The sequence below is a fragment of the Citrobacter sp. BDA59-3 genome (assembly GCF_015167655.1).
GTDB lineage: Bacteria > Pseudomonadota > Gammaproteobacteria > Enterobacterales > Enterobacteriaceae > Phytobacter > Phytobacter diazotrophicus.
This window is the reverse complement of record NZ_CP063427.1, coordinates 1,109,191-1,121,401: the sequence shown is the minus strand read 5'-3', so window position 1 is coordinate 1,121,401 and position 12,211 is coordinate 1,109,191. Positions and strand designations below refer to the sequence as shown.

Below are 12,211 nucleotides of genomic sequence, written 5' to 3'. Positions count from 1 at the left end.
ACCTGTCACTCGAAATATAACGAGTATAAGCAGGAGTGGACCCATGCAATACAACACGTTAGGAAAAACAGATCTTAAAGTTTCCCGCCTTTGTCTTGGCTGCATGACCTTTGGCGAGCCAGATCGCGGCAACCACGCCTGGACGCTGCCGGAAGAGAGCAGCCGTCTGATTATCCAGCACGCCCTGAATGGCGGCATTAACTTCTTCGATACCGCAAACAGCTATTCCGATGGCAGCAGTGAAGAGATCGTGGGCCGTGCGCTACGTGACTTCGCCCGCCGTGAAGACGTGGTGGTAGCCACCAAGGTCTATCATGCATCCGGCACGCTCAAAGAAGGCCTCTCACGTGCGCAAATTCTGCGCTCCATTGATGACAGCCTGCAACGCCTGGGGATGGACTATGTCGATTTACTGCAAATCCACCGCTGGGACTACAACACGCCGATTGAAGAGACGCTGGAAGCGCTCAATGATGTCGTAAAAGCCGGGAAAGCGCGTTACATCGGCGCGTCTTCCATGCACGCTCACCAGTTCGCACAGGCGCTGGAATTGCAAAAACAGCACGGCTGGGCGCCCTTTGTCACCATGCAGGATCACTACAACCTCATCTATCGTGAAGAAGAGCGTGAAATGCTGCCGCTCTGCTATAAAGAGGGGGTGGCGGTGATCCCGTGGAGTCCGCTGGCGCGCGGTCGCCTGACTCGTCCCTGGGGTGAAACCACTGCGCGAATCGTATCAGACGAAGTGGGGAAAAAACTCTACAACGAAAACGATGAGAACGACGCGCAGATTGCTGAGCGTCTGGGCTCCATTGCCGAAGAAACGGGCGCTACGCGCGCGCAGGTCGCGCTGGCATGGCTGCTGAGCAAACCCGGTATCGCCGCCCCGATTATCGGCGCATCACGCGAAGAGCAACTCGAAGAGCTATTACAGGCGGTAGATTTAACGCTAAAACCAGAACAGATCGCCGAAATGGAAACACCGTACAAACAGCATCCGGTGGTCGGGTTTAAGTGATTCGTTAGTGGTTTTTTGAACGATCTGAAATGTTCCGGATGCGGCGTTAAACGCCTCATCCGGGCTACCTCTGATAAAAGCGTCGGCTAGAGAATACCAATCGGCCAGTAGTGACCCACCGCATACAAAATACCTGCGGAGATAATCCCGGCCACGATATCGTCAACCATGATCCCCATGCCCCCATGCACATTCCGATCAAACCAGCGAATCGGCCACGGTTTCCACATGTCGAAAATACGGAAGATCACAAAACCGGCGGTAACCCACTGCCAGTCATTCGTCGGGAGTGCCATCAGGGTGATCCACATCCCGATAAATTCATCCCAGACGATGCTGCCATGATCGTGCACACCCATATCTTTCGCCGTACGATGGCAGAGATAAACGCCCACACTAATCCCCAGCATCACCAGCAACGAATAGAGCTGCCACGGCAGAAAGGTCATCAGATACCAGAACGGGATAGAGGCCAAAGAGCCCATTGTGCCTGGCACGACAGGGCTTAATCCGCTGCCAAAACCCGTAGCCAGCAAATGCCACGGGTTGCTCATTTTCAAACGGCTTTTGGCAATGTCTTTAAAGCGCGGCAAAATGGTCATATCCTTTCCAGTCAAGCGTCACAGTTTTACCTTCACGGGTAAAATTCAGGCCTTCCACATCCGCGCTCATCTGCCCAATACAGGTCACTGGCACGCCCAGATGGCCCACGGCTACCTCCAGCGCGCCCCGGTTAATTTCCGGTACGGTAAAGCACAACTCGTAATCTTCACCGCCTGACAACGCCCAGCGCAGAGCCTGTTCCGCATCCACATGACGCAACATCGCCTGCGAATAAGGTAACGCATTGAGATCGACCCGCGCACCGCAACCGCTGGCCTTGAGAATATGTCCAAGATCCGAGATCAGCCCATCGGAGAGATCGATAGCCGAGCTTGCCAGATTGCGCATCGCCTGCCCGTGCAAAACGCGTGGTACAGGGCGCAGGTGGCGCTGCAACAGATATTTGGCATCTTGTACGTCGGCGACCTGCAACTGCTTTTGCAAAATAGCCAGCCCGGCGGCGCTATCGCCCGGTGTGCCTGTGACATAAATCCAGTCACCAGGCTTAGCGCCGCTACGTTTTAAAGCGCGCCCGGCGGGAACATAGCCATGAATACCCAACGTCATCGACAACGGGCCACGGGTTGTGTCACCGCCAATGAGTTGCATATCGTAGTAATTGAGTTGCTCGAACAGACTATCGCTAAACGCTTTAAGCCAGTCTTCATCGACATTCGGCAGGGTCAGCGCCAGCGTTAGCCATGCCGGATCAGCCCCCATGGCAGCCAGATCGCTAATGTTCACCGCCAGGGCTTTATATGCCAGGTCAGCCGGTTCGATATCAGGAAGAAAATGGATGCCTGACACCAGCGTGTCAGTGCTGATTGCCAGCGTCTGCTTTTCGGGTACGTTGAGCAGTGCACAGTCGTCGCCAATGCCGGTATCGACGTCACGGCGCGAGCTTGTTACACGGTCAAAATAACGGGCAATCAGGGAAAATTCGCCGCATGCCATACGTTATGCCTCAGCAAAGAAAAGAAAAAGCCGGATCGGGCGTGTCAAAACAACGCCCGGCTCCGGCTTACGGATCATTTTTTGTGGGGACGGATCGCGGGGGCTGCTTTGTCGAGCACGCCATTTACAAATTTGTGGCTGTCTTCTGCGCCGAAGGTTTTCGCCAGTTCAATAGCTTCGTTAATCGCAACTTTGTACGGGACATCATCACGTTTAGACAGCTCGAACAAAGCAATGCGCAGCACCGCTTTTTCAACCTGGCCCAGCTCTTCGAGCAGACGGGAAAGGTACGGCTTCATCAGGCCGTCGAGATACGCGCTGTTAGTCGCCACCCCGGTCAACAGTTCACGGAAGTACAGAACGTCCACATCTTTTACGTCCTGTTCCGCCAGGAACTGGTATTCAACATCAGCGATGTCGTTTTGGGACAACTGCCAGGAGTAGAGCGCCTGGACAGCACACTCACGGGCGCGGCGACGAGCAGCAGGTTTCACGGAATTCCCCTTACAAAATTCAGGCCTTGATGGCTTTCAATACGTTAATCATTTCAAGCGCGGTCAGTGCAGCTTCTGCACCTTTGTTACCGGCTTTGGTACCAGCGCGTTCGATGGCTTGTTCAATACTTTCAGTGGTCAGAACACCGAAGGCTACCGGGATCCCACTGTCCTGAGCGACATGCGCCAGACCATTGCTTGCACCGCCAGCCACATATTCAAAGTGCGCGGTGCCGCCACGGATAACGGTACCCAGCGCAATCACCGCGTCATATTTACCGGTTTTCGCCAGCGCGTCAGCCGCCAGTGGCAGTTCATACGCGCCTGGCACCCAAACAACGGTAATGTTGTCATCTTTTACCTGACCAATGCGTTTCAGGGCGTCAATCGCACCTTCCAGCAGGCTGTCATTGATAAAGTTGTTGAAACGCGCAATGGTGATGGCGACGCGAGCGTCCGGGGTAGCAACGTTAGCTTCAATAATGTTCATACTCTTCCTTCACAGGTTCAGTTCAGACCCCGCAGGGGGGCGGATTTTATCATAATATTTCACGCGCTGCCTCCCTTTTACAGCAGAGGCTACGCGTGGGTAAGATGCAGGCAGACGTCTGGCCCAACCTGACGTATCTCATTGAATTTAAAAGAGGGTGCATCGGCCAGCGCTTCCAGACCAGGCAGCACGCACAGCCCCCGTGCATCCGCGCCCAACAGTTTCGGCGCAAGATAGACAATCAGTTCATCGACCAGCCCCGCCTGCAGCAACGCGCCCGCAAGGTTAGCCCCCGCTTCTACCCAAATGCTGTTGATCTGCTGTTTGCCCAGCAGCATCATCAGCGTGACCAGGTCTGCATGACCACGGTGTTCCGGCACGAGGATCTCACGAACTGATTCAGGCCAGGCACGGCTATCGTGACGTGTCCGCGCAAACCAGGTCTCTCCCGGTTGCTGGACGATGGCATGTTCAGGCGTCACACGATGCTGGCTATCCACGACAATACGCACCGGCTGGCGCAGATTTTCCTGCGGATAAAGCCCTTGCACGTCAGGGCTCAGTTCGTCCCAGCGGACGGTCAGTTTGGGGTCATCCGCCAGTACTGTCGCGCTACTGGTTAAAATCGCGTGGCTCTGAGCGCGTAAACGCTGTACGTCGCGTCGCGCCTGCGGCGACGTGATCCACTGGCTCTCGCCGCTGGCCATCGCTGTACGGCCATCAAGGGATGCGCCAAGTTTAAGCTGGATCCAGGGGAAACCGGTACGCATGCGTTTTAAAAAACCTTTATTCAGCGCTTCGGCTTCTGACATCATCAGACCATGACTGACCTCGATGCCCTCCTGCTGCAGGCGGTACAACCCCCGCCCCGCAACCTGCGGATTCGGGTCCTGCATGGCCGCTACAACGCGAGCGACACCAGCGGCAATAAGTGCTTCACAGCACGGCGGTGTACGCCCATGATGGCTGCACGGCTCAAGCGTCACATACGCGGTAGCGCCCCGTGCGCGCTCACCCGCCATACGCAATGCATGTACCTCAGCGTGCGGTTCACCCGCACGATAGTGGAAGCCTTCGCCGACGATTTCGCCGTTATTCACAATCACACAGCCGACATTCGGGTTCGGATGAGTGGTGAAACGCCCGCGTTGCGCGAGCTTAAGCGCGCGCGCCATGTACATTTCGTCGTGCATGATCAGTCCTGTAAACGGGCGATCTCTTCGCCGAACTCTTTGATATCCTCGAAACTGCGATATACCGACGCAAAACGGATATAGGCAACTTTATCGAGCTTTTTCAATTGTTCCATGACCAGATTGCCGATCATTTTGCTGGGAATTTCTCGCTCACCGGTAGCACGTAATTGTGACTTGATGTGATTTAACGCCATCTCAACGTCATCAGAGCTCACCGGGCGTTTTTCCAGCGCTTTTAACATGCCGCTGCGTAGCTTATCTTCGTTGAACGGTTCGCGAACTTCATTGCTTTTTACAACGCGCGGCATGACAAGCTCAGCCACTTCGAACGTGGTGAAACGTTCATTACATACCAGACACTGGCGGCGGCGGCGAACAGAGGAACCTTCACCGACAAGGCGAGAATCAATTACTTTGGTATCCACGGCGAAACAGAATGGGCAATGCATACGACGTCCTGGCGAGTGAGTTAACTGAAATCTATTTTACCCTGAACTGGCATGACAACAAAGACGAGCCGATTTTGAGACAATGGATCGATGGCAACGCAGCCGTTGCGATCTACCATAAAGAACATCCTCATCTTCAAGGAAACAGACAGAATGACAAGACGTTACCTAAGATCCCTGTTGCTGGGAAGCGTTTTCGCCCTTAGCGCCTGTGCACAGCAAAGCGAGGTCCGCCAATTGCATCAGGATGTCAGCACCCTGAACAATGAAATGGCCAAATTGAACAAAGAGACGGTGAAAATCACCCAGCAAAACGCGCTGAATGCTAAATCCACCAATGGTGTCTACCTGCTACCCGGCTCCAACACCCCTGCCCGGCTGAACAGTCAGATCGGTATGCTGCGTATGACGTTGAAAGACATCACGCCAAATGCGAACGGCACGCGGGCCACGCTGCGAATTCAGGGGGAGTCTAACGATCCACTTCCGGCATTCAGCGGCACCGTTGAGTGGGGACAAATTCAGGGCACCACGCAGAACTTCCAGGAAGTTAACGTGCAAAACCAGCTCATTAGTGCTCCGGCCAGCACGCTCGCGCCGGGTGATGTTGACGTCGCGCTACAACTCAATGGCATCACGCCGGATCAGTTAGGTTTCGTTCGCATCCACGATATTCAGCCCGCCACTCCGCAATAATTTTCCCCGGCGACGCCGTCGCTCTTATTCACACTTTGTTACGTCTGAACACCCGCCGGATGAGAATCTGGTGGGTGTCATTTATTGGCAACAATGATGATCATCAGTACAATCCCCGCTGCTTAATACGCGCAAACGCGAACGCAATCGATTACGTGTGTTTCATTAATGTGAAACAACACATATTTTTGTGAGCAAGGATACTTATAATAAGCCCGCAGAAACATGAAATATTTAGAAACGCAATGCGTGCATTCTTTCATTCCCGTAAGGGATCTCTTATCAGTGGCATAATTATGAAGAAAACATTACTCGCAGCCGGCGCTGCACTGGCTTTTACGACCTCTTTCTCCGTGAATGCAGCGGATAACAGCAAACCGGAATACGTGTCTGACTGGTGGCACCAGAGCGTTAACGTGGTAGGCAGCTATCACACCCGCTTCGGACCGCAGATTCGTAACGATACCTATCTGGAATATGAAGCATTTGCTAAAAAAGACTGGTTCGATTTTTATGGCTATGCCGATGCCCCCGTCTTCTTCGGTGGTAACACCGACGCAAAAGGTATCTGGAACCACGGCTCTCCGTTGTTCATGGAAATCGAACCGCGCTTCTCGATTGATAAGCTGACCGGTACCGACCTGAGCTTTGGCCCGTTCAAAGAGTGGTACTTCGCGAATAACTACATCTACGACATGGGTCGCAACGCATCCGGCCGCCAGAGCACCTGGTACATGGGTCTGGGTACTGACATCGATACCGGTCTGCCAATGAGCCTGTCTCTGAACGTGTACGCGAAATACCAGTGGCAGAACTACGGTGCAGAAAACCAGAACGACTGGGACGGCTACCGTTTTAAAGTGAAATACTTTGTGCCGATCACCTCCCTGTGGGGCGGCAACCTGAGCTATATCGGTTTCACCAACTTTGACTGGGGTTCAGATCTGGGCGATAAGAGCGCGTATGCTGAAAACGGCATCAAGCAGCGCACCAACAACTCCATCGCATCCAGCCACATCCTGTCTCTGAGCTACGATCACTGGCACTACTCTGCTGTTGCGCGTTACTGGCACAATGGTGGTCAGTGGAATAATGATGCCGACCTGGTCTGGATGAAAGAGAACGTACGCTCTACGGGTTGGGGTGGGTACCTGGTTGTGGGTTACAACTTCTAAGCGCTTTTGGGCTTAAAATCAGGCACCGAGCGCAATTTGCGTCGGTGCCTTTTTTATTTTCAAACAGTAAACGGGCTCAGCCAGTAACCGAGCGCCAACAAAAGCGCCACGCACAGGCAGCGCCGGGGAAAGGTAGCGAACATTACCAAATCTCCTGAATGTAAGGTGGGTGCTGCTGTTCCTGACGCAATTTTTCAAGCCGCCTGCGCAGGCGCAGCCAGTCGCTGACCCGAGATGAGCATAAGCGTGTCAGTTGAATAGCAAGGTCGCTTCCCCCAAGCAGTGCGCCGCAGAGGATGCAGAGGACGGAAAACATATTTTTCAGCGCCCCGCAAACTGCATGCCAGCGCCATACGTCGCCCGCGCTCAATGCAAAGCCCGCGCTAAAAAGCATCATCAGCGCCATCATGCATGGGGCAAAGATAAACAACATCCCCCGATAAAATGCCGCCATGCTTTGGTCACTGCGATACCAGTTGCCGTTGGCGATGTAGCAGCCGCCATCGGTAAAGTTATAGACGCCAATCGCTTTATTTGAATGGTGGTTGAAAATGGTCAGAACATGATCGCCCTGACTGATAAAAGGCGCGTGGGTCCGGTAGAAAAAAGGCAAAATTTTATCGATCTGGCTGCGCAACGCCGGATCCCCCATCCGCCATGATAGCGATAACCCTCGCCCCTGACATACATATACCAGCGCCGCACCGGAACTATCGGCAACATACGATTTCCACTCCCCGCTTCTGACAGCCGAGACCGTCTGTTTTATTTCACTCAACGTTGGGCCAAAGTCAGAAAAGCCTTCCGGCATGGAATCGGGATACGGCGGGTTTAACAACGCCCAACCAATATCTTCGCAAAAGGAGGTATCACCCCGCTTTGCCTGCTCAAGCTTTGCCAGAAGGTCACGAACCCGTGGGGAAAAGCGCAAACAGACCGCATGAAGGTCCGCCAGTCCCCAGGTTAGCAGCATCATCGTGACGGCCAGAAACAGCAGCGGCATAAGAAAAGCAAATCCCCAGCTAAACATCATTGAGCCAGAGATAAAAAAAGCCGGAATTCCTGTTAGCAGGCGGCTAAGCGGGAAAAGTAACGCGGGACGTGCGTGAGCGATCTCAAGCGACGTCGTGCCATCCGTTATCCAGTCAATCCAGTAGCTGCCATCTTTTAAACGGTGGGTTCCAAGGTAGATTCTACTGTCTGGCTGAAGCTGGTCAAAGCCTGAATCATCCTTGAAAAAGCGCTTATCGGTATAAAAAGTGTGATGGCGGGTAATGAGGCGCAGATAGCCGCTTTCGGGATCGTTACCCACGGCAAAACCGCGAAAGCGGAATGTAAAATAGTGAGGTTTACTCATAGCAGACATCCTTGTTCGTCAGAAAACCATCCGTGGTTTTCACTTTTGTTTTATTTTTTCTTGTTCAGCATCGCTTTCAGGTCGGCGAACGGATTATAGGTCGCCTCACCAATATCCTTTTGCGCATCCTCTCCCGCGACTACCGTCGAACCGTACTGATCCGCTTCGGTGTATTTCGAATGCTCATGATCGTGGCAGAACAGGCAAAGCAATTCCCAGTTACTGCCGTCTTCGGGGTTATTGGTATGATCGTGATCGATATGGTGAACGGTGAGTTCACGCAGGTTCGAATAAACAAACTCCCGCGAACAACGCCCGCATACCCATGGAAACAGTTTTAATGCTTTTTCACGGTAGCCGCTTTCCAGCCGCGTATAGTTTTTAGGGATAATCGCCATATGTGTCAGTACCTGGATAAATATTGGATAAGCGTCAGTTTCGCGCGCACCAGCGTTTTTATCAATATTCCCGCAACTGGACGCAGAAAGTCCTCGTCGACGTCACGCAGTCACATCAGCCATAAAAAAACCGCAGTTTGCGGCTGCGGTTTTCTAAAGCGGAGAGCCGGATTACGGCAGAATTGACGGCTGATCCGCCCCTTCTTTTTCCACTTTCTGCTGAATCAGATGCTCGCGTTTCATGCCCAGTTTCAACGCCAGCGCGGAGGCCACGTAAATTGAGGACGCCGTACCGATGGTGACACCAATAAGCATGGTCAGGGAGAAGCCCGCCAGAATCGGACCCCCAAACAGATACAGCATCAGGATCACGACTAAGGTTGTTCCGGAGGTGATCAACGTACGATGCAGCGTCTGGGTCAGCGACACGTTAAAGATTTCGTAAGAGGTTCCGCGACGGATCTTGCGGAAGTTTTCACGAATACGGTCAGACACTACGATACTGTCGTTGAGCGAGTAACCGATAACGGACATCAGCGATGCCACGATAGTCAGGTCAACCTCGATATGGAACAGCGACAGCACCCCCATGGTAATCACCACGTCGTGCGCCAGCGCGATAACCACCCCTGCCGCCAGACGCCACTCAAAGCGGAATCCGACGTAAACAAGGATACAAATCAGCGCCACCATCAGCGCCATTGCACCGGTTTGCGCAAGGTCTGCACCCACGCTCGGGCCAACAAACTCAATACGTTTAACCGTTGCATTCTGGCTGCTGGTTTCGTTAATGACTTTAACGACTTTGCTGCCCAGCTCCTGACCACCGGTTTCCCCGTGTACAGGCGGCATACGTACCATGATGTCGCGGCTACTGCCGAAGTTTTGCAGCAGCGGCTCTTCAAAGCCCGACTTCTGCAGTGCTTCACGCATCTGGTCCATATCCACTGGTTTTTCCAGCGTGATTTCGATAACCGTACCGCCGGTAAAATCCAGACCCCAGTTAAACCCGCGCACGCCAATGATAGCGATAGAGATGATTAACAACAGACCTGAGATGCCGAACGCCCAGTAATCCCAGCGCATAAAGTCCCAGACTTTACGGCCGTAGTTCAATTGTTCAACAGTATATTCCTGTGCCACAACGCACTCCTCAGATAGACAGCTTTTTAACGCGCTTGCCGCCGTACAGCAGGTTCACGATGGCACGGGTGCCGACAATGGCAGTAAACATCGACGTTGCCACACCGATACCGGTTGTAATAGCAAAGCCTTTGATGGCGCCCGTACCCACCGCGTATAGGATCAGGACTTTAATCAGCGTGGTGACGTTCGCATCGAAGATGGAACTGAACGCGCCTTTATAACCTTCATCAATGGCTTGCTGCACCGAACGACCGTTACTCAACTCTTCTTTGATACGTTCGTTTATCAGTACGTTAGCATCGACCGCGACCGCAAGGGTTAACACGATACCCGCAATACCCGGCATGGTGAGCGTCGCCCCTGGCAGCAAGGACATAATGCCGACAATCAGTACCAGGTTGGCAATCAGTGCGCTCGTCGCGATCAAACCAAACTTCTTATAGAAGAAGATCATGAAGATGATGGAGACCACCAGACCTGCCAGACAGGCTTCCAGCCCCTGAGTGATGTTCTGCATCCCCAGTGTTGGACCAATGGTACGTTCTTCAACAATCTGAATCGGCGCGATCAGCGCACCGGCTCGCAGCAGCAGAGAGAGCTGACGCGCTTCGGTCGGGTTACTGATACCAGTGATACGGAAGCTGTTACCCAGACGAGACTGGATATTGGCGATGTTAATCACCTCTTCCTCTTTCACCAGAATAGCGCGGCCATTCGCGTCTTTCTTACCGCTGTCTTTGTACTCCACGAACAGGGTCGCCATCGGTTTGCCGATGTTGTCCTTCGTGAAGTTAGACATGATGTTACCGCCAGCGCTATCCAGGGAAATATTCACCTGTGGCTGGTTGTACTCATCCTGGCTGGACGTAGAGTCCGTGATATGGTCACCGGTCAGAATCACCCGTTTGTACAACACAACCGGGTTGCCTTCACGGGTCTGCTTCACTTCGGAATCGCCCGGAACGCGGCCCGCGGCAGCGGCAGCCTGATCAACATTGCTGTTTACCAGACGGAATTCCAGCGTCGCAGTCGCACCCAGAATCTCTTTTGCACGCGCCGTATCCTGAATACCCGGCAACTCAACCACAATACGGTCTGAACCCTGACGCTGTACCAGCGGCTCAGCGACGCCGAGTTGGTTCACACGGTTACGCAGGATATTAATGTTTTGCTGCACCGCGTATTCGCGGGCTTCGCTCAGACGCGCGTCGGACATCACCGCACGCAGCGCATTGTCGCCCTGGCTGGTGATAACAAGATCACGGTGACGTTGGGTCAGATAAGTGACCGCCTGGTCACGTGCGCTGGCATCGCGGAAGAGAATGCTCAGGCCATAGTTATCTTCCTTACGCACAGTGGTGTAAGGAATGCCTTTATCGCGCAGATCGCTACGCAGGCTGTCGATATTCTGTTCCTGGAGTTTGCCAAGCGCGGTATCCATATCCACTTCCATCAGGAAGTGCACGCCGCCACGCAGGTCGAGACCCAGTTTCATGGGTTCGGCATTGACTGCGCTCAGCCAGCGCGGGGTGGCCGGAGCAAGGTTAAGCGCCACGACAAACTGGTCACCCAGCTCAGACACCAGCGCTTCACGCGCGCGTAACTGAACGTCAGTGCTGTCAAAGCGAGCGAGAATAGCGCCGTTTTCCAGTGCCACAGACTTCGCGTCGATTTTTTCTTCTTGTAGAGTTTTCTGGACCTGGATCAGCGTTTGCTCACTGGCGGCGACACCGCGCGCACCAGTGATCTGAACAGCCGGATCCTCACCATACAGGTTGGGAAGTGCGTAGAGCAGGCCGACGGCAATGACGACGACCAGCATAATGTACTTCCACAAAGGATAACGGTTTAACACGGCAGTTCCCTTTGGGAAAACAAGAAATTACAGCGCCTTCATGGTGCCTTTCGGCAGAACGGCAGCTACGAAGTCACGTTTGATAACCACTTCGGTGGTATCGTTCAGCGCGATAGCAATGTAGCCAGTTTCCGCTACTTTGGTTACGCGACCAACCAGACCACCGTTGGTCAGCACTTCATCACCTTTCGCGATGGAGTTCATCAGATTTTTATGTTCTTTGGTGCGTTTCTGCTGTGGGCGAAGGATCATGAAGTAAAAAATCAGACCAAACACCGCCAACATCAGGATCAGAGACATCGGGCTCTGGCTGCCACCTGCCGCGCCGCCTGTTGCTGCTACCGCATCAGAAATAAAAAAGCTCATTCAAATTCCCTCAT

14 protein-coding genes are annotated in these 12,211 nt (G+C 53.4%); 3 read left to right on the top strand and 11 right to left on the bottom strand.

Going from position 1 to position 12,211, the window contains the following annotated elements; translation table 11 throughout:
- Positions 1-43: 43 nt before the first annotated feature.
- Positions 44-1,018: an aldo/keto reductase gene (locus tag IP582_RS05180; RefSeq protein WP_193795274.1), complete on the top strand. Its 975-nt coding sequence runs from the start codon at positions 44-46 to the stop codon at positions 1,016-1,018.
- 86 nt (positions 1,019-1,104) lie between these two features.
- On the opposite strand, the gene pgpA is transcribed toward IP582_RS05180, so the two are convergent.
- The 6 genes from pgpA to nrdR all read right to left on the bottom strand — a co-directional run bounded on the left by pgpA (position 1,105) and on the right by nrdR (position 5,204).
- Positions 1,105-1,620 (bottom strand): phosphatidylglycerophosphatase A, encoded by a 516-nt coding sequence (gene pgpA, locus IP582_RS05175; protein WP_193795273.1) that lies wholly within the window; start codon positions 1,618-1,620, stop codon positions 1,105-1,107.
- A complete protein-coding gene (gene thiL / locus IP582_RS05170) occupies positions 1,598-2,575 on the bottom strand; it encodes a thiamine-phosphate kinase (RefSeq protein ID WP_193795272.1) in 978 nt (325 codons plus the stop codon). Before thiL ends, pgpA begins: the two co-directional genes overlap by 23 nt.
- 74 nt (positions 2,576-2,649) lie before the next feature.
- Positions 2,650-3,069 (bottom strand): transcription antitermination factor NusB, encoded by a 420-nt coding sequence (gene nusB, locus IP582_RS05165; protein ID WP_041852523.1) that lies wholly within the window; start codon positions 3,067-3,069, stop codon positions 2,650-2,652.
- A 19-nt stretch (positions 3,070-3,088) separates the two neighbouring features.
- A complete protein-coding gene (gene ribE, locus IP582_RS05160; protein WP_041852524.1) occupies positions 3,089-3,559 on the bottom strand; it encodes a 6,7-dimethyl-8-ribityllumazine synthase in 471 nt (156 codons plus the stop codon).
- An 89-nt stretch (positions 3,560-3,648) separates the two neighbouring features.
- On the bottom strand, positions 3,649-4,752 hold the full coding sequence (ribD, locus tag IP582_RS05155; RefSeq protein WP_193795271.1) for a bifunctional diaminohydroxyphosphoribosylaminopyrimidine deaminase/5-amino-6-(5-phosphoribosylamino)uracil reductase RibD: 1,104 nt from the start codon (positions 4,750-4,752) through the stop codon (positions 3,649-3,651).
- A 2-nt stretch (positions 4,753-4,754) separates the two neighbouring features.
- Positions 4,755-5,204, bottom strand: a complete 450-nt coding sequence (gene nrdR / locus IP582_RS05150; protein WP_041852526.1) for a transcriptional regulator NrdR — start codon at positions 5,202-5,204, stop codon at positions 4,755-4,757.
- 153 nt (positions 5,205-5,357) lie between these two features.
- Here nrdR and IP582_RS05145 point away from each other — a divergent pair, with 153 nt between their 5' ends.
- On the top strand, positions 5,358-5,900 hold the full coding sequence (locus IP582_RS05145; RefSeq protein ID WP_193795270.1) for a DUF3251 domain-containing protein: 543 nt from the start codon (positions 5,358-5,360) through the stop codon (positions 5,898-5,900).
- Positions 5,901-6,196: 296 nt separating this feature from the next.
- Positions 6,197-7,075, top strand: a complete 879-nt coding sequence (locus IP582_RS05140) for a nucleoside-specific channel-forming protein Tsx (RefSeq protein ID WP_041852528.1) — start codon at positions 6,197-6,199, stop codon at positions 7,073-7,075.
- Between the two features lie 142 nt (positions 7,076-7,217).
- Here IP582_RS05140 and IP582_RS05135 read toward each other — a convergent pair whose 3' ends face one another.
- The 5 genes from IP582_RS05135 to yajC form a co-directional block, all read right to left on the bottom strand.
- Positions 7,218-8,432, bottom strand: coding sequence for a hypothetical protein (locus tag IP582_RS05135; protein ID WP_193795269.1), 1,215 nt, complete (start codon positions 8,430-8,432; stop codon positions 7,218-7,220).
- Between the two features lie 50 nt (positions 8,433-8,482).
- Entirely contained in the window at positions 8,483-8,830 is a 348-nt protein-coding gene (gene yajD, locus IP582_RS05130) for an HNH nuclease YajD (protein WP_041852530.1), read from the bottom strand.
- Positions 8,831-9,001: 171 nt separating this feature from the next.
- Positions 9,002-9,973 (bottom strand): protein translocase subunit SecF, encoded by a 972-nt coding sequence (gene secF, locus IP582_RS05125; RefSeq protein ID WP_193795268.1) that lies wholly within the window; start codon positions 9,971-9,973, stop codon positions 9,002-9,004.
- A gap of 10 nt (positions 9,974-9,983) precedes the next feature.
- Positions 9,984-11,831 (bottom strand): protein translocase subunit SecD, encoded by a 1,848-nt coding sequence (gene secD / locus IP582_RS05120; protein WP_072039800.1) that lies wholly within the window; start codon positions 11,829-11,831, stop codon positions 9,984-9,986.
- Between the two features lie 27 nt (positions 11,832-11,858).
- Positions 11,859-12,197 carry a preprotein translocase subunit YajC gene (gene yajC / locus IP582_RS05115; protein ID WP_041852533.1) on the bottom strand — a complete coding sequence of 113 codons (339 nt, stop codon included), beginning with the start codon at positions 12,195-12,197 and terminating at the stop codon, positions 11,859-11,861.
- Positions 12,198-12,211 lie beyond the last annotated feature (14 nt).